This window comes from Saccharibacillus sp. O23 (genome assembly GCF_002205895.1).
In the GTDB taxonomy this organism is placed as follows: Bacteria; Bacillota; Bacilli; order Paenibacillales; family Paenibacillaceae; genus Saccharibacillus.
This window is the reverse complement of the sequence record NZ_NJDE01000015.1, coordinates 135,435-157,497: the sequence shown is the minus strand read 5'-3', so window position 1 is coordinate 157,497 and position 22,063 is coordinate 135,435. Positions and strand designations below refer to the sequence as shown.

19 protein-coding genes and 1 tRNA gene are annotated in these 22,063 nt (G+C 56.3%); 16 read left to right on the top strand and 4 right to left on the bottom strand.

Annotated features, from left to right (window positions below; translation table 11 throughout):
* Positions 1–83: 83 nt before the first annotated feature.
* The 8 genes from rapZ to CDO73_RS18525 all read left to right on the top strand — a co-directional run bounded on the left by rapZ (position 84) and on the right by CDO73_RS18525 (position 8,844).
* On the top strand, positions 84–989 hold the full coding sequence (rapZ, locus tag CDO73_RS18560) for an RNase adapter RapZ (protein ID WP_088490018.1): 906 nt from the start codon (positions 84–86) through the stop codon (positions 987–989).
* 14 nt (positions 990–1,003) lie between these two features.
* Positions 1,004–1,999 (top strand): gluconeogenesis factor YvcK family protein, encoded by a 996-nt coding sequence (locus CDO73_RS18555; protein WP_088490017.1) that lies wholly within the window; start codon positions 1,004–1,006, stop codon positions 1,997–1,999.
* Between the two features lie 7 nt (positions 2,000–2,006).
* Entirely contained in the window at positions 2,007–2,936 is a 930-nt protein-coding gene (gene whiA, locus CDO73_RS18550) for a DNA-binding protein WhiA (protein ID WP_088490016.1), read from the top strand.
* Between the two features lie 132 nt (positions 2,937–3,068).
* Complete coding sequence (locus CDO73_RS18545; RefSeq protein ID WP_018978064.1) at positions 3,069–3,338, top strand: HPr family phosphocarrier protein; 270 nt, start codon at positions 3,069–3,071, stop codon at positions 3,336–3,338.
* A 287-nt stretch (positions 3,339–3,625) separates the two neighbouring features.
* Positions 3,626–5,746 (top strand): serine hydrolase domain-containing protein, encoded by a 2,121-nt coding sequence (locus CDO73_RS18540; RefSeq protein ID WP_256972759.1) that lies wholly within the window; start codon positions 3,626–3,628, stop codon positions 5,744–5,746.
* 176 nt (positions 5,747–5,922) lie between these two features.
* Complete coding sequence (locus CDO73_RS18535) at positions 5,923–6,681, top strand: SIMPL domain-containing protein (RefSeq protein WP_088490015.1); 759 nt, start codon at positions 5,923–5,925, stop codon at positions 6,679–6,681.
* A gap of 260 nt (positions 6,682–6,941) precedes the next feature.
* Positions 6,942–7,556 carry a hypothetical protein gene (locus CDO73_RS18530; protein WP_088490014.1) on the top strand — a complete coding sequence of 205 codons (615 nt, stop codon included), beginning with the start codon at positions 6,942–6,944 and terminating at the stop codon, positions 7,554–7,556.
* Between the two features lie 172 nt (positions 7,557–7,728).
* Positions 7,729–8,844 (top strand): PdaC/SigV domain-containing protein, encoded by a 1,116-nt coding sequence (locus CDO73_RS18525; RefSeq protein ID WP_179218745.1) that lies wholly within the window; start codon positions 7,729–7,731, stop codon positions 8,842–8,844.
* A 221-nt stretch (positions 8,845–9,065) separates the two neighbouring features.
* Here the strand turns inward: CDO73_RS18525 and CDO73_RS18520 are convergent, their stop codons facing one another.
* A complete protein-coding gene (locus CDO73_RS18520) occupies positions 9,066–9,980 on the bottom strand; it encodes a LysR family transcriptional regulator (RefSeq protein WP_088490012.1) in 915 nt (304 codons plus the stop codon).
* Between the two features lie 109 nt (positions 9,981–10,089).
* Here CDO73_RS18520 and CDO73_RS18515 point away from each other — a divergent pair, with 109 nt between their 5' ends.
* Complete coding sequence (locus CDO73_RS18515; RefSeq protein WP_088490011.1) at positions 10,090–11,178, top strand: branched-chain amino acid aminotransferase; 1,089 nt, start codon at positions 10,090–10,092, stop codon at positions 11,176–11,178.
* A gap of 235 nt (positions 11,179–11,413) precedes the next feature.
* Positions 11,414–11,878 carry an Rrf2 family transcriptional regulator gene (locus tag CDO73_RS18510; RefSeq protein ID WP_088490010.1) on the top strand — a complete coding sequence of 155 codons (465 nt, stop codon included), beginning with the start codon at positions 11,414–11,416 and terminating at the stop codon, positions 11,876–11,878.
* Between the two features lie 120 nt (positions 11,879–11,998).
* Here CDO73_RS18510 and CDO73_RS18505 read toward each other — a convergent pair whose 3' ends face one another.
* The 3 genes from CDO73_RS18505 to CDO73_RS18495 all read right to left on the bottom strand — a co-directional run bounded on the left by CDO73_RS18505 (position 11,999) and on the right by CDO73_RS18495 (position 13,922).
* Positions 11,999–12,787: an AIM24 family protein gene (locus CDO73_RS18505; RefSeq protein ID WP_088490009.1), complete on the bottom strand. Its 789-nt coding sequence runs from the start codon at positions 12,785–12,787 to the stop codon at positions 11,999–12,001.
* Between the two features lie 195 nt (positions 12,788–12,982).
* Positions 12,983–13,585, bottom strand: coding sequence for an ATP-dependent Clp endopeptidase proteolytic subunit ClpP (gene clpP / locus CDO73_RS18500; RefSeq protein WP_088490008.1), 603 nt, complete (start codon positions 13,583–13,585; stop codon positions 12,983–12,985).
* Positions 13,586–13,847: 262 nt separating this feature from the next.
* Positions 13,848–13,922, bottom strand: a tRNA-Arg gene (locus CDO73_RS18495).
* A 301-nt stretch (positions 13,923–14,223) separates the two neighbouring features.
* On the opposite strand from CDO73_RS18495, the gene CDO73_RS18490 reads away from it, so the two are divergent.
* The 6 genes from CDO73_RS18490 (at position 14,224) to eno (ending at position 21,917) form a co-directional block, all read left to right on the top strand.
* Positions 14,224–15,261: a sugar-binding transcriptional regulator gene (locus CDO73_RS18490; RefSeq protein WP_088490048.1), complete on the top strand. Its 1,038-nt coding sequence runs from the start codon at positions 14,224–14,226 to the stop codon at positions 15,259–15,261.
* 100 nt (positions 15,262–15,361) lie between these two features.
* Complete coding sequence (gap, locus tag CDO73_RS18485; RefSeq protein ID WP_087799421.1) at positions 15,362–16,372, top strand: type I glyceraldehyde-3-phosphate dehydrogenase; 1,011 nt, start codon at positions 15,362–15,364, stop codon at positions 16,370–16,372.
* Between the two features lie 208 nt (positions 16,373–16,580).
* The gene (locus CDO73_RS18480; protein WP_088490007.1) at positions 16,581–17,765 is read left to right on the top strand and encodes a phosphoglycerate kinase; all 1,185 of its coding nucleotides are present in this window, start codon (positions 16,581–16,583) and stop codon (positions 17,763–17,765) included.
* Positions 17,766–18,179: 414 nt separating this feature from the next.
* Positions 18,180–18,932, top strand: a complete 753-nt coding sequence (gene tpiA, locus CDO73_RS18475) for a triose-phosphate isomerase (protein ID WP_088490006.1) — start codon at positions 18,180–18,182, stop codon at positions 18,930–18,932.
* Positions 18,932–20,482 carry a 2,3-bisphosphoglycerate-independent phosphoglycerate mutase gene (gene gpmI / locus CDO73_RS18470; protein ID WP_088490005.1) on the top strand — a complete coding sequence of 517 codons (1,551 nt, stop codon included), beginning with the start codon at positions 18,932–18,934 and terminating at the stop codon, positions 20,480–20,482. Before tpiA ends, gpmI begins: the two co-directional genes overlap by 1 nt.
* A 136-nt stretch (positions 20,483–20,618) precedes the next feature.
* Positions 20,619–21,917 carry a phosphopyruvate hydratase gene (eno, locus tag CDO73_RS18465; RefSeq protein ID WP_087799417.1) on the top strand — a complete coding sequence of 433 codons (1,299 nt, stop codon included), beginning with the start codon at positions 20,619–20,621 and terminating at the stop codon, positions 21,915–21,917.
* Positions 21,918–22,063 lie beyond the last annotated feature (146 nt).

Genomic DNA, 22,063 nt, shown 5'->3' with positions numbered 1-22,063 from the left:
CCGTCCGATTACTTCGGGCGGACGGGCCGTTTGCCTGAATGTCGGCCCTTCGGCCAGTCAAGCCAGTTAAGGAGGAATCCCTCATGTCCGAGCTTCCAAACGAGAATACGTCGGCTTCGGCCGCGACGCTGATGATCATCACGGGAATGTCGGGAGCCGGTAAAACGATCGCCGTGCAGAGCCTGGAAGATCTGGGTTTCTTCTGCGTCGACAATCTGCCGCCGGTGCTGATTCCCAAGTTCGCGGAGCTGATCGAACAGTCGAACGGCAAGATCGCCAAAGTCGCGCTGGTGATCGACCTGCGCGGACGCGAATTTTTCGCGGCGCTGTCCGAATCGTTGGCTTATATGAAAGATCATTTCACCATCCACAGCGAAATCCTGTTCTTCGACGCCAGCGACGCGGTGCTCGTGCAGCGTTACAAAGAAACGCGCCGACGCCATCCGCTCGCGCCGGACGGCATGCCGCTCGACGGCATCCGCCTCGAACGCAAAATGCTGGAAGAACTCAAGAATTCGGCGACGCAAATCATTGATACGACCAACATGAAGCCCGCGGTGCTCAAAGAGAAGATCATTTCCCGCTTCGCGCATATGGAGAGCAACCGCTTGTCCGTCAACGTAACGTCGTTCGGGTTCAAATACGGCGTGCCGATAGACGCGGATCTGATCTTCGACGTGCGCTTCCTGCCGAACCCGCATTACGTCGATACGCTTCGGCCGCTGACCGGACAGAACAGCGACGTGTACGACTATGTCATGAAATGGCCGGAAACGCAGACCTTTTTGACCAAGCTGCTCGATATGCTGCATTTCCTGATTCCGCAGTATCGGAAAGAAGGCAAAAGCCAGGTGATTATCGGGATCGGCTGCACGGGCGGCAAACATCGCTCGGTCGCGATCTCCGAATATTTGGGACGGATGCTGGGAGCAAGCGAAACGGAGAAAGTCCGCGTCAATCACCGCGATGCCGATCGGGACCGCCACTGAGGAGTTGAATGATCATGAATACGAAACAACCGGCGCAGCGGCCCGTTAGGCGTCCGCGCATCGTCGTGATGGGCGGCGGGACGGGTCTGTCCGTCATGCTGCGGGGGCTCAAAGAGCAGCCGCTCGATATCACCGCCATCGTGACGGTGGCCGACGACGGCGGAAGCTCCGGCATCTTGAGAAACGAACTCCAGATGCCGCCTCCGGGCGATATTCGAAACGTATTAACCGCTCTCGCCGACGTGGAGCCGCTGCTCTCGGAGATGTTAAGCTACCGGTTCAAGACCGGCAACGGCTTGGCCGGGCATAGTCTGGGCAACCTGATCTTAGCCGCGATGACCGACATCTCGGGAGACTTCGTGACGGCCGTCCGCGAATTGGGGCGGGTATTCGCCGTTCGCGGACGCGTCTATCCGGCGGCGAAAGAAGGCGTCATCCTGCATGCGGAAATGGAAGACGGCACGATCGTGACCGGCGAATCCAACATTCCGGAATACGGCGGCCGGGTCAAACGCATCTTCTTGGAACCCGCGGAAGTCGAAGCGCTGCCGGAAGCCGTGCTGGCGATCCAGCGCGCCGACGCCATTCTGCTCGGGCCGGGCAGTCTCTATACGAGCCTGCTGCCGAACTTGCTCGTGCCGCAGTTGTCCGAAGCGTTCGTCGCTTCCTGCGCGGTCAAGATGTTCATCTGCAACGTGATGACGCAGCCGGGCGAGACCGACGGATTCAGCGTGGCGGACCATCTGCAAGCCGTGCACGACCATGTCGGCAGCCATCTGTTCGACTACGTGCTGGTCAACAGCGGGCATATTCCCGAAGAAGTGCAGCAGCGGTACGCGGAAGAAGGCGCGACCCCGGTCCGTCTGGATCTGGAAGAGATGGCCGGCACGAACTGCACGGTCATCGCGGATACGTTTGTCAAATACGGAACTTACCTGCGCCACGACGCGGATAAATTAAGCGAACACATCAATCGGCTGGTCGAAGATTGGATGATGCGAAAGGGGTGAACGGTCCATGTCGTTCGCGGCTCAAACCAAAAAGGAATTGACGATGGTGGAGGCGGACGCCTGCTGCGAAAATGCGGAACTGTCGGCGCTGATCCGAATGAACGGTTCGGTCCAGCTGTCCAACAAGAAAGTCACGCTCGATATTTCGACGGAAAACGCGGCAATCGCTCGTCGAATCTATTCCTTGATCAAAAAGCATTTCAAGGTGCATACCGAATTGTTGGTGCGCAAAAAAATGCGGCTCAAAAAAAATAACGTCTATATCGTTCGGATTCCGGCCGGCGTGCAGGAACTGCTGGCCGCGCTCAAGATCACGTCCGAAGGATTCCAATTCCTGCCGGGGATCAGTCCGGAGATCGTCGAGAAGAACTGCTGCAAGCGCGCGTACCTGCGCGGGGCTTTCATGGCCGGCGGTTCGGTCAACAATCCGGAAGGCTCGTCTTACCATCTGGAGATCGCCTCCATGTACGAAGAACACTGCCAATCGCTCGTCGATCTGGCGAACGAATTCAACTTGAACGCCCGCTGCATCGAACGGAAGAAAGGCTTTATCTTCTATCTCAAAGAGGGCGAAAAGATTATCGAACTGCTGAACATTATCGGAGCCCATCAGGCTCTGTTCAAATTCGAAGATGTCCGCATCATGCGCGATATGCGCAATTCGGTCAACCGGATCGTGAACTGCGAGACGGCCAACCTCAACAAGACCATCGGCGCTGCCGTTCGGCAGATCGACAACATCCGTTTCCTCCAGAAAGAGATCGGGCTGGAGAATCTGCCGGAGAAACTGCGCGAAGTCGCGGAAATCCGGCTCGCGCATCCCGAGATCAACCTCAAAGAAGTCGGCGAGATGCTGAAAGGGACCGTCAGCAAGTCGGGCGTGAACCATCGGCTTCGCAAACTCGACATTATGGCAGAGAAAATACGGGGCGGTTGACGCTGCCCCTTTTTTTGTTGGCAAATGACGCAAAGGGTTTTATACTAGTGTGCGCAACCGAAGTTATGTTATACTGAGTATAATAATGCGTTTCGTCAGGAACTTCATTTCGCATAGGGGGTAAGATTGCTCATGACCAAGCACCCGGTAGTCGTTCGACTGAAGACGGGGCTGCACGCCAGACCTGCGGCTTTGTTCGTTCAGGAAGCAAATAAATATTCTTCCGAGATTTTCGTAGAGAAGGAAGATAAGAAAGTAAACGCCAAAAGCATCATGGGGATCATGAGCCTGGCCATCAGTTCCGGCACCGAAATCCACATCAGCGCGGAAGGCGCGGACGCAGAACAGGCTGTAAACGCTTTAATCAGTCTGGTCAGCAAAGAAGAACTCGAGAACCAATAATTTTTCTTGTCCGGCGCATCCTTTTTATTCGCACACGAAGCCCTCTGAATTCTCAGAGGGCTTTACGTTTTTTAGCGGAAAAATAAATTCATACATAATATTCCATTTTGCGCAAAAATAATTTTTTCTTCCGCACCTTTATGACGTTTGAGGCGCAAGGCGGCAAGGTTAAAAAAGAGTGCCGACACGCTCGCTACGCATGCCCGGTGTTCCTTCTCGGAGCACAGCCGGGTTCCCCTTAGAAAATCGGCGCACGACCATTCGACAAAAGGAAGGGGAAATACAGTTTGAGAAAAACGAACATATGGAAAACGGCATCGGTCAAATGGACCAAAGCCGCTATGGCCGCGGCGCTTGCGCTGACGCTGCTCCCTCCGGCGGCTTCGTTCGCGGCGGAGAACCCGACCGCGCCTTCGGCGGCTTCGGCAGCCGGCGTAAGCACGGACTTGACCGCTTCGTCGGCCGTCAAGTTTTTGGATGACTTTTTCGCTCAGGACAGCATTAAGGAATTGGCTCCGGGAGCGGCCGTGGTCGTCGTCAAGAACGGTCAGATCCTCGCGCAAAAAGGATACGGATACGCCGACGTCGCCGGCAAACGCGCCGTCGATCCGAAAAAAGACGTATTCCGCATGGCTTCCGTTTCCAAGACGTTTACTTCGGTAGCGATCATGCAGCTTGTCGAACAAGGCAAACTGAGCTTGGACGCGGATATTCGTACATATCTCGGCGATATTACTTTCAAGAACCCGTTCGCGGAGCCGGTTACCGTCGCCGACCTGCTTACGCATCGCAGCGGTTTTCAGATTCAAGACGTGCTGGCCGAAGACATCAGTCCCGATCTGAGCGAATACGTCAGCATGAAAGATTACATCGGCAAACATATGCCGGACGTCGTGCGCGAACCGGGGACCGCTTACATGTACGACAATTTCGCTTTCCTGCTGCTCGGCTACATCGTTCAGCAGGTCAGCGGCACGCCGTTCGAGACCTACATGAACCAGCAGGTATTCGCTCCGCTCGGCATGGACAGCAGCAGCTTCTTGACGACCGACGTGCTCAAAGCGCGCGCCGCGACCGGTTATGCCGGAGGCGAACCGCTTGATCCGTACGCGCTGCGTCCGACGGTGATGCCGCAGGGCGGCATGCTGTCCACTTCGGACGATATCGCCAAGTTCATGCTGGCTTTCCTGAACGACGGCAAGTCCGCATCGGGCGCGCAGCTGCTCAAAGCCGATACCGTCGCTTCGATGGAAGAGTACCGCTCGATGATCCATCCGCTGCTTCCGGACACGACGTACGGATTCGAAGCGCCTTCGCAGCTCCCGGGCGCGGGCAGCAGCAGCAAAGTGATTACCAAAGCCGGAGACGTGCCGGGCGCAAGCTCGCTCATGTTCTTGATTCCGGAACACAAGACCGGCGTCTTCGTCGTCTACAACCAGAACGGCGGTCTGCGCGAACAGCTCTATGCGGCGTTCATTGACCGTTTCTTCCCGCAATACGCGGAAGCGGCCAAGCTGCCGGATTACGCCGGCGAATCGCCGGAGCAGCTCGCGCGCTATTCGGGACTGTACAAAGACCTGCGCGTGGAGAGCCTCGTCTCCAAAGTCGGACCGGAATCGCGCGGCCGGGTCATCATCTCCGATCCGCTGACCGGCGAACGCGCGCTGCGCCAAGTCGGGCCGGGACTGTTCGTGGACGCGACCGGACTGTTCGTCGCGTTCAAGACGGAAGCCGACGGCAGCGTATCGTATCTCAAAGAACCGTATCTTAATCCTGCGGGTTACGAGCAGAAAGGGCTGAAGCCGGCCGGATTCAACGACATTCCGTCGACGCATCCGTACGCGCAGTATATCCTCGATCTGCAATCGCTCGGCTATTACCCGAACGATCCGAATCAATCGTTCGGACCCGATCAAGCCGTGACCCGGGGCGAATACGTGGACATGCTGATGCGCACTTCGGCTATTCCGCTGTCCGAGAACGAGCCGGAACTCAAAGACGTCGCCGGAAGTCCGTATGCCGCGGCTATCCAGACGGCCTACGAATACGGACTGATTTCGGGCAACGAAAAAGGCATGTTCCAATCGGACCGTCCGATCACGCGTCAAGAAGCGGCGGTCATCATCTATAATTCGATCGCGTCCCTGTATCCGGAAGAACTGCTCGACGTCGTCGATCTGACCGGCAAGACCGACAAATGGGCGGTTCCTGCCGTGAAATTGGCCGTCATGCTGGGCTATCACGGGCCGGAAGTCAAATTCGACGCGTCCGGCGCGGCCGATTTCCAATCCAAAAAAGTGCTGACCCGCGCCGAGAACGCGGCGATCAACGATATGCTGCTGACCAGCACGCTGACCGGAGCCATGCATTTGGACGATGCCGAAGCAAGCGAAGAGCCTGCCGCTTGATCGGTTGAATCTTCTGTCTTGATAGTTCCGCCCGAGCCTTCCTTGCGCTCGAACCCGAAAATCGGGAACGAGCCGGGGAAGGCTTTTTTGCGCAAAAAATTCCGATCCGGCCTCTGCAACCTTTTGCGAACCGTTGTCGTTTAGAGAGTATTCAACAATAACTGGAGGGATCGGTCATGAAAATGTGGATGAAGCCAATGGGAAGTTTGCTGCTCGCCGGAACATTGCTGGTAGGAGGCGCGGCGCTGCCCGCTTCGTTCGGAGTCAATCAGGCACATGCCGCGGAGGTCGTAGCGATGAATTCGATCAATGTCGTAGGTAACGGAGAAATCAAGGTTACGCCGGACGTCGCTTATCTGTATCTCGGCGTCGAATCGACCGCGGGTACGGCAGCGGCCGCTCAGAAACAAACGGCTGCCGTCATGACCAAGCTCAACGCTCTGCTCAAGAACGATTGGAAGATCGCGGCCAAAGACATCTCGACGGATCAATTCTATGTCACGCCGAACTATACGTACAACGAGAAAGACGGACAGAAAGTCAAAGATTACAGCTCGACGCACATGCTCAAAGTAACGTACCGCGACCTCGATAAGATCGGCCAACTGCTGGATGCCGCTTCCGACGCGGGCGCCAACCGAATCCAGAACGTAAGCTTCGCATCCGAGAATCCGGAACAATACGAAGAACAAGCGATTGCCAAAGCGATGACCAGCGCGGGCAAAAAAGCCGCCGCGATCGCCAAAGCCGCAGGCCGCACGCTGGGCGGAGCCGTATCGATCAGCTTGAACGGAGCGGATACGCCGATCGTGTACGCGCAGTACGACGGCAATATGGCCAAAGCGAGCAGCGAAGCCGCCGCGCCGCAAACGTCGATCGAACCGGGAGAAATCACGGTTACGGCGCAGCTGACGGTTCAGTACGAAATGAAGTAAAACCGGCGGAGAGCGAAGCGTTTTCGCGATGCAAATAAAGGTTAATAATGGAAAATAAGAGAAAGCCGCTTTCGCAAACCCGCGAAGGCGGCTTTCTTGCTTAAAAGTGCGACAGAACAGGATTTTTTCTTTATGCAGTCCATGAATATTTTACGAAAAATACCGCTTTGACTGTTTGGAATCGAATGTGAGGTTTATAAAAGGAGTAAGAAACGAACGCGGTTACAAATTCTTCGGTACCGGAAAGCGAGGTGATTCCATTGATCGAAACATTAAACATTCCCGAAAGCCGAAAACAATATTACCGAAAACTTCTTCACGAAAATCCAGCCCGGAATTTGGTCGAACGGTACTCGTTGTTCTGCACCGAATATACCGATTTCACGCGCAAAAGATTCTCGTACATTCCGGAGTTGATGCAGCGCGGTTGGGCGCCGATCGTCTTGTCGGACGAAGGCATGAATTATGCGTTCACGATCGGATTGGAATACAGCTTCGGGCATCCCGAAATTCTGATCGCGTCGCCGCATCGGCCGGCCAAAGAGCTGGCGAAAATGTTGGAATGGTTCACCGATCGCGTCGAAATCGGAACCGGACTGAATGCGGGCACCGATTACGCCCATGAAATGCGGCTCAATCCGGAGTTCGGCGATCTGGACCGAGACGCGGCGTTCCGCATTTACGAAGAGTCCGACGCGGACAATTATCCTTGCGGCTCTCTCTATTCGTTCTACGGCTATTTCGCCGACAGGGACTTGGAGATCGGCAAACTGCCGATGATGGTGCTCGAACTCGACTTCCCGATGCGTCCTGCTCCGCCCGGAGGAAGACTGTCCAGCCTGATGAGCGCGGCCAAGCCGCTTTCCGAACTATAAATCGATTTTCAAGAGCGTACCGGTTGTCAACTTTGACAATTTTGTAAAAAAGCCTTCCCGAGAGTTGCAATACTGTAATGAGGATTGTCACACTTTCTCTCTTCGCGGCTTATATAATCACGTATGGATAGACATACGAGAGAACGCGAAGACGCGAAGGAGCTGAATGGATATGCAACACGCCAAACAAACATGGAACAAAACAACGAAAATGGTCACGGCCGCCGTATTGACGGCAGGACTGCTGCTGCCGAGCGCCGCCGTCGTCGGCACGCACGGCGTTTATGCCGCTTCCGCGACCGCAAGCACCAAAGCCGCCGCCAACGTCAAAGTGACTTGGAACGGCAAAGCGCTGGGAGCGAACGCTTTCCAAGCGGCAGGCGATACGTACGTACCGGTCAAAGCGCTGTCGAAAGTATCCGGCATCTCGCTGACTTACGATAAAACGAGCGGTTGGTATACGCTGGGCACTTCCCCGAACACTTTGGTGTTGTCGCCTTACGGCAGCGAAGTCTGGATCGGCGCCAACGGCGTCGGCCTGCAAAGCGAAGGCCGCGTCGTCGGAGGTTCGACTTACGTTCCTCTGTCCGTGCTGCGCGACTATGCCGGCATCGACGGGGTCTGGAACGCTTCGACGCGTACGGTAGCCTTGAAGCCGTCCGCCAAACAGGGAATCAAAGTCGCCGAGAAGGTGATCAAGAGCACGGATAACGGCACGGTGATCGATATCCGTTATCCGCAACTCTCCGGCGACGCGGCAGGGATCCCGGCGATCAACGCCGCGTTGAAAAAACACGCGGAAGACTTCCTGAACGACTTCAAAGCTCAGGTCAAAGACTTCGGTCCGCTCGACGACGACCGCGACATGCATTACGAAGCGGACGGCGGTTACATGATCGCTTATAACCGGGACGGCCTGCTGAGCGTCGTCACGCAAGATTACAGCTTCTACGGCGGCGCGCACGGCGGTACGCTTCAGACCGGTTATAACTTCAATATCAAGACCGGCAAAGAAGTCACGCTGGATCAACTGCTCAAAGCCAACCCGAACTATATGAGCGCGGTCGACAAAAAAATCGCCGCTCAGTTCAAGAAGGACGGTTCGCTGCTCGAACCGGACGGCTTCAAAACGATCGGCAAAGATCCGAGCTTCTACGTGAAAAACGGCGGCTTCACGATCTTCTTCCAACAGTACGAATACACGCCTTACGCGGCGGGCATCCCGTCTTTCGATTTCGATTTCGCTTCCCTGCTGCCGAAAGGCACGAACCCGTTCAGCGGATTGTAATCGCGTAATCGCCGATCGTTCGGCGGCTCCGATATACGAAACGAACGCTTTTCAACTCAAAACCCGGCATCCGATCGCGCAGAAACCTTGCGCGCCGGAGCCGGGTTTTTCTCGATCGAAAAGACCCGTCGAAGAACGGGCGTCGACCGGCCGGAAAGCCATCGAAACCAGTACCTTCAGTGTTGGCAAGGTACCAGCCGGCCGCGGCCGGCTCGGCGGTCTTATCCGCGAATCCCTTCGGGCGTGCCGCCGAACAGCTCGCGAATGAAGCGTTCCGCGCTGCGGGACAGATAACGTCCTTGCAGCCAGATCAAGCCGACGTCGGCTTGCAGCAGGGCGTCTTCCAGTTCGAGGACGCGGAAGTCCTCGGAGCGGAACGAAGACAAGACCGACCGCGGCAGCAGCGACGCGCCGAGGCCCTGCGCGACGAGGGCCAAGATGACCGCGACGCTGGAGCACTCGCAGAAGATGCGCGGCGCGGCTCCGCGCGCCGCGAACTCGTGCATGATGCGTTCATGCATGCCGGTCGTCCGGTCCGTCTTGAGCGTCAGGAACGGACGCTCGGACAGCTCGTTCAGCCGGACCGTGCCTCGTCCGGCGTATTCCGGCCAATCGGCCGGAACGACGGCCGCCAGCGGATCGGCCGGAAGCGGCGCGATGCCGTAATCGTCCGCGCCGGGCGGCGCCTCGAACGGCAGGCGCGCGACGATCAGCTCGATCTGCCGCTTGCGGAGCAGCTCGGCGAGCTGAAAATGGTCGCCTTCCTGAATCTTGAAGGCGACGGCGGGGTAATCCCGTCCGAAACGTTCGATCGCGCTCGGCAGCAGCGAGATGCAGGAGACCACGGCACCGATCGCCAGCGTGCCGCCGACCCCTTCGCCCAGCTCGCGGATCTCGAGCAGCGCCTCCTCGAGCTGCACCAGCAGCTGCTCGGAGCGTTCGTACAGCCGCCGTCCGGCTTCCGTCGGCACCAATTTCCGGCCTGTCCGGTCGAACAGCGGCGTGCCCAATTCTTCCTCGAGCATCTTCATCTGGCGGCTGAGCGGAGGCTGCTCCATATTCAATTTTTTGGCCGCCGAAGTGATCTGGCCTTCCCGAACGACGGCCGCGAAGTAGCGAAGCTGGCGAAGATCCATCTTTTTTCTGCTCCTTTCATACTTTTGGGGTATGCAGAACCGACGAAAAGGATATTATTAATATAGGGAAGAGAATGATAGGATTCAATAAAAAAGAGGAGCGTGCATCATGCAGGGACTGAAGATCGAAGAAACGACGCAGCGCAAAGCAAAACCGGACACCGCCAATCTGTCGTTTGGCGTTTATATGACCGACCATATGTTCACGATGGACTATAAGAAGGGCGAAGGTTGGCATGACGCCAAGATCGTGCCTTACGGCCCGATCCCGATGGACCCGGCCGCCAAAGTGTTCCATTACGGCCAGACCATCTTCGAAGGTATGAAAGCCTATATCGGTCCCGACGGCGATATCCGTCTGTTCCGTCCGGAGAAGAACTTCGAGCGCTTCAACCGCTCCTGCCGCCGGATGAGCATTCCGGAGATCGACGAAGCTTTCGTGCTGGACGCGCTCAAAGAACTGATCAAAATCGATCGGAGCTGGGTGCCTTCCGCTCCGGGCACGTCGCTCTACATCCGTCCGTTCGCGATCGCGACGGAACACCATCTGGGCGCGAACCCGTCGCTGGAATACAAGATGATGATCATCTTGTCGCCGGTGGGCGCTTATTACGCCGAAGGCCTGAACCCGGTACGCATCCACGTGGAGACGCGCGACGTGCGCGCGGTGGCGGGCGGCGTCGGCGAAGCCAAGACGGCCGGCAACTACGCGGCGAGCATGCAGGCGCAGGAGAACGCTTATGCGTCCGGTTATTCGCAGGTGTTGTGGCTGGACGGCGTGCATCGCAAATACGTCGAAGAAGTCGGCAGCATGAACGTATTTTTCCGGATCGGGGATAAAGTCGTCACGCCTTCGCTCAGCGGCAGCATCCTGAACGGGATCACGCGCGATTCGGCGATCCATATGCTGCGCGATTTCGGCATCGAAGTCGAAGAGCGTCCGATCACGATCGACGAACTGTGTGCGTATGCCGAAGACGGCACGCTGCTCGAAGCTTTCGGTTCGGGAACCGCGGCGGTCGTCTCCCCGATCGGCGAGATCGGCTGGAACGGCAAGACGTACAAGATCGGCAGCGGAGAGACCGGCGAATGGACGCAGCGGTTGTATAACGAGCTGACGGCTCTGCAGCGCGGCGAGATCGAAGACCGGTTCGGTTGGACGCAGACGGTATGCAGCGCAGAAACGTCGCAGGGTTGACATTTTCTGGACTTGTAACTAGAATAGTTTCACAAAGCAAGTATCCTTTCAACTCTTAATCGGAGGTTTACGTTTCACTGAAACGCACACGCTTTAGGTGCGATTCCGTCGGAGAATTCGTACACGGGTCAGGTACGAATTCTCAGGGGGACGCATTCCTACCTTTAGTGTTGACAAGGTACTAAGCTTATCCGAATTCGATTCGACGACACTGGCCGGAAGGGAGGGAGACATCATGAATATCAGCACCAAATTTCCGGTCGCCGTGCACACCCTGATTTTGTTGAGCGTCTCGCCGCCCGGCACGGCGACGTCGGAAATGATCGCGTCGAGCGTGAACACGAATCCGGTGGTCATTCGCCGGATTACCGGAATGCTCGGCCGCGCCGGACTGGTCGAAGCCCGGGCCGGAGTCGCCGGCGCGCGGCTCAAGAAAGCGCTCGCCGACATCACGCTGCTCGACGTCTATCGGGCCGTGAACGCGATGGGCGAAGGCGAGCTGTTCGCCGTGCACGAGAGTCCGAACCCGAACTGCGAGGTCGGGCGCAATATTCAGGCGGCGATGAATCCGATCTTCGTCGCCGCGCAGCGCGCGATGGAGCAGGTCCTCGAACGGACGACCGTGGCGGACGTCGCCGGCGACATCTCGCAGTTGGAAGGCCTGGAGTTGCCCGACTTCTTCGCGGCGGCCGGCCGCTAAGCAAGGTCCTGTTCGTCGCTTGACGCGCCGAACGACATGCGGCAGACGGCGAAAGGCCCGTTTCCCTCACCGGGGAAACGGGCCTTTTTGCATGCACCGATTCGTCGCGGCCGCGTCCGTTTACATGCCGAACGGCTGTTTGCGGATCGGCAGCGTCGGCGCGAGCCAGACTTCGCCGTGTCCTCTGAACGTCTGAAGCATGCCTTCGCCGGACGAAGCGGAGCCGAGCAGCGACTTGGTCGATTTTTCGACGGTAAAATCGATGGTGCTGCTGCGCAGAACGGCGAACGTGCCGTCGACTTTGAGCGTCTCGCCTTTGAGTTCGTAGCGTACCAGCTCGTATTCCGGAACCGGCAGGTCCAAGACCACGTAGCTGTTGGCCGAAGCCGTGATCTTGGTCTGGAACAGCCCTTCGCCGCCGAACACCGCCGACGAGACGTTGCCCTGCTTGGCCACGCCCACTTTGACCGTGTTTTCCGCGCAGTAGAACAGTCCGTCGTCGACGATGATCTCTTCGCCGGCCGCCAGTTCGATAAACGTAAACTCTCCGCGCTTAGGCTCCAGATAGATCTCGCCCGATCCGCGGTAGATCGGTTTGCTCGCCGTTTCGCCCGTCACCGCGCTGCCCACGAATTTCTTGGCGAACCCGCCTACGCCGCCCGACTTGTTCTCGATCTCGATATTGCCGAACATGTACTGAAGCGCGCCCGCTTCGAGAATGACGGACGTGTCTTCGATCAGGATGCGAACCTGCTGCCAATTGAATCGGTCGTGCTCGTGATGGTTGATCGCTTTGGCGAGCTCGGCGTTGTAATTCTCCGGCAGACCGCCCGCCTGCATGATCTCGATGATCAGGTTGTCTCTTTTGACCGAGCTGAAAATCCGAAAGTCGTTATGGCGAAACTGCATGCTGTCGTCCTCCTCGGGGATGTGCGAAATAGGATGCGTATGTAGGATGCTGTCTTGACGGAATATACGCGTTGCGGCTCCTCCGGTTGCGAAAACGGACCAAAAAACCGCCCGGCATCAGCCGGACGGTCGGGTCGGAAGCGTGCCCGAGGGGCGGCTTCCCGATTGCGTTTGCGCGTCGGTTCGAAATCCGGATTACTTCGCGCCGAGCTCGGCAACCGGTTTCTCGATGACTTTGTCGATGATGCCGTATTCGGCAGCCGTCGCCGCGTCCATGAAGTAGTCGCGATCGGTGTCTTTGTTGATGCGTTCGATCGGTTGACCGGTACGCTCGGACATGATGCGGTTCAGCTTCTCGCGCAGCGCGATGATGCGGCGGGCGCGGATCTCGATATCCGAAGCTTGACCTTGAGCGCCGCCGAGCGGCTGGTGAATCATGATCTCGCTGTTCGGCAGAGCGAAACGTTTGCCTTTGGCGCCGGCGTTCAGCAGGAACGCGCCCATCGAAGCGGCCATGCCGACGCAGATCGTGGACACGTCCGCTTTGATGAACTGCATCGTATCGAAAATCGCCATGCCGGCCGTGATCGAACCGCCTGGGCTGTTAATGTAGAGGTAGATGTCTTTCTCTGGATCTTCCGCTTCAAGGAACAGGAGCTGCGCGATGATCGCATTGGCCACGACGTCGTTGACTTCGGTGCCGAGGAAGATGATCCGGTCTTTCAGCAGACGGGAGTAAATATCATACGCTCTCTCGCCGCGGTTGCTTTGTTCAACGACCATAGGAATATAACCCATAGTGAAAAACCTCCTTGTGAACGGATGCGATCCGTCCTAATATTTGGGATGGATGCCATGCTGGGTGGCCTGCCGAACCCCGGTAAGAAGGCGGTCCGGTAAACGTCTAGCTGGTATTACCCATATGATAAACAATTCCAAACATAAAGTCAAAGAAAGTCAAACTTTCTGCAAAAAAAATAGCCTTATCGGCGTCATGAACAAAAAATACAGTTAAATAATAAACGGGCTGCCTGTATTGGCAAGCATTTGGCAAATAAAATGGCGCGCCCGCCAAGAATCGAACTTGGATCTCAGGCTTCGGAGGCCTACGTCATATCCATTGGACCACGGGCGCGTATTCGTAAACAGCAGCAATTATGATTATATAAGGCTGCATGAAAAATTGCAAGCCCTCTTTGAGCTGTGAAAAAGAGGACAAGAAAGGCCCTAGATCATGCGCTCTCTGTGCCGGTTTTTACCTAGATCTAGTAGCGGTTCTTTTTTGATCATGGGTCGAAAAATTACCTTCCTGCAAAGCTTGCATCGCGGCGTCAAATTGGTTAAGATAGCTGTGGGACATAAAAAGTGTTCCCGGGACAATAAATGTCCATTAATTTAAAATATACGGGCAGACGAAGTTTGCAGAGGTGGAACGCATGCAGAACATTCTTGAAATCCAGCAGCAGCTGCTTCCCGATCTCATGGAAACTCTCAAGAAAAGGTACACGATCCTTCACCAGATCATGCTGACGGGCACGACGGGGCGCCGAACGCTGGCCAACTCCTTGCAGATGACCGAACGCGTGCTCCGGGCCGAGACCGATCTGCTGAAAGCCCAAGGCTTGATCGAGACGGACACGGCAGGCATGCGGATCAGCGATGCCGGACAAATCCTTCTTGAGCGTCTGGAACCGGTATTGAAGGAATTAGTGGGATTGTCCAACTTGGAAGAGAAGATCCGCCGTCGCTACGGACTGACGAAAGTCGTCGTAGTACCGGGCAATTGCGAAGAATCGCCGTTGTCCAAGCGGGAACTCGGCAAGGCCGGAGCCAAGGCTCTGCTCAGCGTCATGCGGGGCGGGGACGTCGTGGCCGTCACGGGCGGAACGACATTGGCGGAGATGGCGGAACAGTTGACCCATCCGGTCAACGCGCCGCTCAAAGGAAGCTGGTTCGTGCCTGCGCGCGGAGGTCTGGGCGAGAGCCTGGAGATCCAAGCCAACACGATCGCCTCCACCATGGCCAAACGGGTAGGCGCCGATTACCGGCTGCTGCACGTACCGGACCTGCTCAGTCGGGACGCTTACGAATCGCTGGTCCACGATCCCAACATTCAGGAGATCGTACGCGAGATCCGAACGGCGCGAATTATCGTGCACGGCATCGGGAACGCGGTGGATATGGCGAGACGACGCAAACTCGACGAGGCGACGACTCGTGAGCTTGCGGAAAAAGGAGCGGTAGCCGAATCTTTCGGTTATTACTTCGACGAAGACGGCAGCGTCGTGCATAACATGCTGACGCTGGGACTCAGACTCGACGATATCAAGGCGGCGGACGTCGTGCTTGGAATCGCGGGGGGCAAATCGAAAGCCAAAGCCATTCACGCCGTGCTGCGTTTCGGTCAGGAAGATATTCTGGTGATCGACGAAGCGGCCGCGTTGGAGATCGTGCGGGAGCTTGAGAGCGCCTAATCTGGTATAGTTACTCATGGCGCAGTCTTTTTTCGAAAAGCTCGCCTTGAATAAATGAAAACATTTCTTCAAAAACCATCTACTTAGGAGGAACTGTTCAATGACTGTAAAAGTAGGGATTAACGGATTTGGTCGTATCGGACGTTTGGCTTTCCGCCGCATTCAAGACGTGCAAGGTATCGAGGTTGTCGCAATCAACGACTTGACCGATGCGAAAATGCTCGCTCACCTGTTGAAATATGATACAACTCAAGGCAAATTCAACGGCGAAGTCGAAGTACACGACGGCTTCTTCAAAGTTAACGGCAAAGAAGTTAAGGTTCTGGCGAACCGCAACCCTGAAGAACTCCCTTGGGGAGAGCTCGGCGTTGACATCGTTCTGGAATGCACAGGCTTCTTCACGACTAAAGAAGGCGCTGAAAAGCACATCACGGCTGGCGCTAAAAAAGTCGTGATCTCCGCACCGGCTACAGGCGACATGAAAACCGTTGTTTACAACGTTAACCATGAAATCCTCGACGGATCGGAAACGGTTATCTCCGGCGCATCTTGCACAACGAACTGCCTGGCTCCTATGGCAAAAACGCTGCAAGACAAATTCGGTATCGTTCAAGGTCTCATGACTACGATCCACGCTTACACCGGCGACCAAAACACGCTGGACGCTCCGCACGCGAAAGGCGACTTCCGCCGCGCTCGCGCAGCAGCAGAAAACATCATTCCTAACTCGACCGGCGCTGCAAAAGCAATCGGTCTGGTTATTCCGGAACTGAAAGGCAAACTCGACGGCGGCGCTCAACGCGTACCGGTTGCTACGGGTTCCCTGACAGAGCTGGTAACGGTTCTGGAAAAAACGGTAACGGTTGACGAAGTCAACGCGGCTATGAAAGCTGCTGCAGACCCGGAAACTTACGGTTACACAGAAGACGAAATCGTATCGTCCGACATCAAGGGCATGACTTTCGGTTCCCTGTTCGACGCTACGCAAACTCGCGTGATGACTGTCGGCGACAAGCAGCTGGTTAAAACGGTAGCTTGGTACGACAACGAAATGTCTTACACGGCACAACTCGTTCGCACGCTTGAATTCTTCGCGAAAAAAGCTCAGTAATTCCGGACATTTTCGCAAAAGAGCGGCAAATTCATAGCTTTCTCGGCTGTGCCGAACGAATCGTTCGAATCGTTCGGCCCGGTCGATGCAGACAAAGCGGAAACAGAGGTTCTTTGTTTCCGCTTTTTCTAAGTTGCCGTCGTAGATTGCGAGATTCGTATTCCTTGGATTCCTGAATTCTAAATTTGAGGGCATGGGGGATTAATTTATGAATAAGAAAAGTGTACGTGACGTAGAAGTAAGCGGCAAAGTCGTGTTTGTGCGCGTCGATTTTAACGTTCCGCTCGAAGACGGAAAAATTACGGACGATACGCGGATCCGTGCAACGATTCCGACGATCGAATATTTGACCGAAAGAGGCGCGAAAGTATTGCTGGCGAGCCATTTGGGACGTCCGAAAGGCGAAGTGGTCGAGTCGATGCGTCTGACTCCTGCCGCGGAACGCCTGTCCGAGCTGCTGGGCAAACCGGTTGCTAAAACGGACGAGTCGATCGGAGAGACGGTCAAGGCTAAAATCGCCGAGCTCAAAGACGGAGACGTGCTGGTACTTGAAAACGTGCGTTTCCACAAAGGCGAAGAGAAAAACGATCCGGAACTCGCCAAAGAGTTCGCTTCGCTCGCCGATCTGTTCGTAAACGACGCATTTGGCGCCGCTCACCGTGCCCATTCTTCCACTGAAGGCATCGCTCACCACCTGCCGGCCGTATCCGGCCTGCTGATGGAAAAAGAACTCGACGTTCTCGGCAAAGCGCTGTCGAACCCGGAACGCCCGTTCACGGCGATCGTCGGCGGATCGAAAGTCAAAGACAAGATCGACGTCATCGACAACCTGCTGAACATCGCCGACAACGTGCTGATCGGCGGCGGTCTGGCTTATACCTTCTTCAAAGCCCAAGGCTATGAAATCGGTCAATCCCTGCTCGACGAAAGCAAACTCGACGTCGTGCTGGGCTTTATCGAAAAAGCGAAAAAACTGGGCAAAAACTTCATGCTGCCGGTCGACATCGTGATCTCCGACGACTTCAGCGCTTCGGCCAACACGAAGATCATCAACGTCGAAGAAGGCATCCCGTCCGATTGGGAAGGCATCGACATCGGGCCTAAGACTCGCGAACTGTACGCCGACGTCATCGCGAAATCCAAACTGGTCGTTTGGAACGGACCGATGGGCGTATTCGAAATCGAGCCTTTCTCCCACGGCACTCGCGCCGTAGGCGAAGCTTGCGCGGCAACCGAAGGCTACACGATCATCGGCGGCGGCGACTCCGCGGCGGCAACCGAGAAATTCGGCTTGGCCGACAAGATGGACCATATCTCCACAGGCGGCGGCGCTTCCTTGGAGTTCATGGAAGGCAAAGCCCTCCCGGGCGTCGTAGCCCTGAACGATAAGTAAGATCCGATTCCGAGCCGCCTGGCGGCTGGCGGAGGGCCTCGAACGACCGAGATTCCCCTCCGGAATCGTCACATAGAACGATCGCTTCAAAATCTTTTAAATCTCGACCCTAGGGAGCCGTAGGATCGCGTTAACCGATCCTGCCTTCCCCCGTGGAACGAGTTTTCGTAACGAACCGTTGAAGGGCTTAAAGGGTTACGTCGGCGCAACCGCTGACCCAGCGGAGAGTTGTAGGGAAGCAGAGAAGCGGAGCGCTCGCATTTGAATCCTGATTTCCACCTCTGTTATGCTTCAAATAAGAGAAATCGGGATTCGACGGCGATCGAAGCTCCCTACAACTCGCAGCGTCTCAGCATTCGTCGAAGTCCCTTTTTCCCGCAAACGGAGAAGTCACCAAAAGGAGTGGAATATTTCGTGAGAACGCCAATCATTGCCGGCAACTGGAAAATGTTCAAAACCGTATCCGAAACGCTGGCCTTTGCCGAAGCGGTAAAAGGCAAAGCTGTCGTAGAAGGCGTGGAAACCGTCATCTGCGCACCTTTCACCAACCTCCCTGCCCTGACTGAAGCCGTCAAAGGCACCGGAATCAAAGTGGGCGCGCAAAACCTGCACTTTGAAGACAACGGCGCGTTCACGGGCGAAATCAGCGGCGTAATGCTGAAAGAACTCGGCGTGGACTACGTCATCATCGGTCACTCGGAACGCCGTCAGTACTTCGGCGAAACCGACGAGATCGTAAACAAAAAAGTCGTGGCGGCGTTCCGCAACGGCCTGACTCCGATCGTATGCGTAGGCGAAAAGCTCGAAGAGCGCGAAGCCGACCAAACGAAAGACGTCTGCAAAGTCCAAACCGAAGGTGCTTTCCAAGGCTTGTCCAAAGAAGAAGCGGCGCAAGTCGTCGTGGCTTACGAGCCGATCTGGGCAATCGGAACAGGCAAATCGTCCACTTCCGCGGATGCGAACGAAGTGACGGCTTACATCCGTACCGTTCTGGCGGACCTGTACGATCAAGCGACGGCCGACGTGATCCGTATCCAATACGGCGGCAGCGTAAAACCTGAGAACGTAACCGAATATCTCGGCCAAAGCGACATCGACGGCGCGCTCGTCGGCGGTGCAAGCCTTCAGCCCGACTCCTTCGTAGCTCTGGTTGAGGGGGCGAAGTAATGACGGCTCCAAAACCTGTAGCTCTCATTATCATGGACGGTTTCGGTCTGCGCGAAGGTCAAGAAGGCAACGCGGTAGCCCAAGCGAAAAAGCCGAACTACGAACGTTTCATGGCGAAATACCCGCACACGACGCTGACGGCATGCGGCGAAGCCGTAGGTCTGCCGGAAGGCCAAATGGGCAACTCCGAAGTCGGTCATTTGAACATCGGCGCGGGCCGCATCGTGTATCAGGACTTGACCAAAATTACCAAGTCGATCCGCGACGGCGAGTTCTTCGAGAACCCGACGCTGGTCGGTGCCGTTCAATCGGCCAAAGATAACGGCAAAGCGCTGCACATCCTCGGACTGCTGTCCGACGGCGGCGTGCACAGCCATATCGACCATCTCTTCGCGACGCTCGAACTGGCGAAAAAGATGGACTTCCATAACGTATACATTCATGCCTTCATGGACGGACGCGACGTCGCTCCGGACAGCGGCAAGAAATACATGCAGCAGCTCGTCGACAAGATCGCCGAGATCGGCGTCGGCGAAATCGCGACGGTACAAGGCCGTTACTACGCCATGGACCGCGACAAACGTTGGGAGCGCGTAGAGAAAGCGTACCGCGCGATGATCTACGGCGAAGGCGAGTTTGCCGCAAGTGCAGTCGAGGCGGTTGAAGCTTCGTATGCCAAAGACGTCATGGACGAATTCGTCCTGCCGACGGTCATCACCAAAGACGGACAGCCGACCGCGAAGATCCAAACGGGCGATTCGATCATCTTCATCAACTTCCGTCCGGACCGCGCGATTCAGATCTCCGAAGCGCTGACCAGCCCGGGCTTCGCCGGTTTCGAACGCGGCGAAGGCCAACCGGAAACGCTGAGCTTCGTATCGTTCACGACTTACAGCGTCAACGTGCAGGGCAGCGTGGCCTACGCGCCGAAGAACCTGACCAACACGCTGGGCGAAGTGCTCGTCAGCAACAACAAGACGCAGCTTCGCATCGCCGAGACGGAAAAGTATCCGCACGTGACGTTCTTCTTCAGCGGCGGACGCGACGTGGAGCTGGAAGGCGAAACGCGTATCCTGATCAACTCGCCGAAGGTTGCCACATACGACCTTCAGCCGGAGATGAGCGCTCGCGAAGTGGCTGACGCTTGCGTGGCCGAGATCGAAGCCGAAAGACAGGATTGCATCATCTTGAACTTCGCGAATCCGGACATGGTCGGACACTCCGGCATGATGGAGCCGACGATCAAAGCGGTCGAAACGACCGACGAGTGCGTAGGACGCGTCGTTGACGCGGTTCTTGCCAAAGGCGGCGTAGCGATCATCACGGCGGACCACGGCAACGCGGAAACGGAAATCGACGAGTTCGGACGCCCGCAAACGGCGCACACCACGAACCCGGTTCCGTTCATCGTGACCAGCGAAGACGTAAGCCTGCGCGAAGGTGGCATTCTGGCCGACATCGCGCCGACGATCCTCGATCTGATGCAGGTTCCGCAGCCGGCCGAAATGACGGGTACTTCCGTGATTTCCGGACGCAAAACTTCTCATTAAGCCGTGAATGTGGCATAGTTAACGGTGGAGCTTGATCTTGGCATGTTAACATGGGATGCTTCGAGAGTTTTCTCCGCAAGGCGCGAAGACTCTCGGCGTCCCTTGAATAAAACGAACTCAAAGGAGATTACTTAAAATGACGATTATTTCTGACGTTTATGCACGCGAAGTCCTCGACTCCCGCGGTAACCCTACAGTAGAAGTTGAAGTGTACCTCGAATCCGGCGCAATCGGCCGCGCGATCGTACCTTCGGGCGCTTCGACCGGCGTTCACGAAGCTGTTGAGCTTCGCGACGGCGACAAAGGCCGTTACCTCGGCAAAGGCGTGGAAAACGCCGTTAAAAACGTAAACGAAACAATCGCTCCTGAAGTCATCGGCATGGACGCTCTGGACCAACTGGGCATCGACAAAGCGATGATCGCTCTGGACGGAACGCCGAACAAAGGCAAACTGGGCGCTAACGCGATCCTGGCCGTATCGATGGCTGTAGCTCGCGCAGCAGCTGACGCTCTGGACCTGCCGCTGTACGTATACCTGGGCGGATTCAACGCGAAACAACTGCCGGTTCCGATGATGAACATCGTAAACGGCGGCGCGCACGCCGACAACAACGTAGACGTTCAAGAATTCATGGTTCTGCCGGTAGGCGCTCCTACATTCAAAGAAGCTCTGCGTACAGGCGCCGAGATCTTCCACAGCCTGAAATCCGTACTGAGCAGCAAAGGCCTGGCTACGGCAGTAGGCGACGAAGGCGGCTTCGCTCCGAACTTCGGTTCGAACGAAGAAGCACTGTCGACCATCATCGAAGCGATCGAAAAAGCCGGCTACACACCAGGTAAAGACGTATTCCTGGGTATGGACGTGGCTTCGACCGAGTTCTTCAAAGACGGCAAATACGAACTGGAAGGCGAAGGCAAATCCTTCACTTCGGCCGAGTTCGTAGACCTGCTGGCTTCGTGGGTCGAGAAATACCCGATCATCACGATCGAAGACGGCTGCTCCGAAGACGACTGGGAAGGTTGGAAACTGCTCACCGAAAAACTGGGCGACAAAGTCCAACTGGTCGGCGACGACCTGTTCGTAACGAACACCGAGCGTCTGGGCCGCGGCATCGAAGAAGGCATCGGTAACTCGATCCTGATCAAAGTCAACCAAATCGGTACGCTGACTGAGACTTTCGACGCGATCGAAATGGCTAAACGCGCCGGTTACACGGCTGTCGTTTCCCACCGTTCGGGCGAATCCGAAGACAGCACGATCGCGGACATCGCGGTTGCGACCAACGCCGGCCAAATCAAAACGGGTGCTCCTTCCCGTACGGACCGCGTTGCGAAATACAACCAACTGCTTCGCATCGAAGACCAACTGGGCGAACTGGCTCAATACAACGGCCTGAAATCGTTCTACAACCTCGATCAAAAGAAATTCCAATAAGATCTTTCAGCAAGAGTTCCGATCAAAGCTTCGCTTGAAACTTGAATAGGACGAAGACGATTCGCCGCAAAGCGAATCGTCCGCCGATCGCTTTCGCCCGGGGACGCCAGGGCGAGAAGCGGGAGGCAAAAGAAAAGAGACGCCGG

Coding starts and splice junctions, on each gene's coding strand:
- rapZ (WP_088490018.1), top strand. CDS start 84: ATGTCCGAGCTTCCAAACGAGAATACGTCGGCTTCGGCCGCGACGCTG.
- CDO73_RS18555 (WP_088490017.1), top strand. CDS start 1,004: ATGAATACGAAACAACCGGCGCAGCGGCCCGTTAGGCGTCCGCGCATC.
- whiA (WP_088490016.1), top strand. CDS start 2,007: ATGTCGTTCGCGGCTCAAACCAAAAAGGAATTGACGATGGTGGAGGCG.
- CDO73_RS18545 (WP_018978064.1), top strand. CDS start 3,069: ATGACCAAGCACCCGGTAGTCGTTCGACTGAAGACGGGGCTGCACGCC.
- CDO73_RS18535 (WP_088490015.1), top strand. CDS start 5,923: ATGAAAATGTGGATGAAGCCAATGGGAAGTTTGCTGCTCGCCGGAACA.
- CDO73_RS18525 (WP_179218745.1), top strand. CDS start 7,729: ATGCAACACGCCAAACAAACATGGAACAAAACAACGAAAATGGTCACG.
- CDO73_RS18520 (WP_088490012.1), bottom strand. CDS start 9,980: ATGGATCTTCGCCAGCTTCGCTACTTCGCGGCCGTCGTTCGGGAAGGC.
- CDO73_RS18515 (WP_088490011.1), top strand. CDS start 10,090: ATGCAGGGACTGAAGATCGAAGAAACGACGCAGCGCAAAGCAAAACCG.
- CDO73_RS18510 (WP_088490010.1), top strand. CDS start 11,414: ATGAATATCAGCACCAAATTTCCGGTCGCCGTGCACACCCTGATTTTG.
- CDO73_RS18505 (WP_088490009.1), bottom strand. CDS start 12,787: ATGCAGTTTCGCCATAACGACTTTCGGATTTTCAGCTCGGTCAAAAGA.
- clpP (WP_088490008.1), bottom strand. CDS start 13,585: ATGGGTTATATTCCTATGGTCGTTGAACAAAGCAACCGCGGCGAGAGA.
- CDO73_RS18490 (WP_088490048.1), top strand. CDS start 14,224: ATGCAGAACATTCTTGAAATCCAGCAGCAGCTGCTTCCCGATCTCATG.
- gap (WP_087799421.1), top strand. CDS start 15,362: ATGACTGTAAAAGTAGGGATTAACGGATTTGGTCGTATCGGACGTTTG.
- CDO73_RS18480 (WP_088490007.1), top strand. CDS start 16,581: ATGAATAAGAAAAGTGTACGTGACGTAGAAGTAAGCGGCAAAGTCGTG.
- gpmI (WP_088490005.1), top strand. CDS start 18,932: ATGACGGCTCCAAAACCTGTAGCTCTCATTATCATGGACGGTTTCGGT.
- eno (WP_087799417.1), top strand. CDS start 20,619: ATGACGATTATTTCTGACGTTTATGCACGCGAAGTCCTCGACTCCCGC.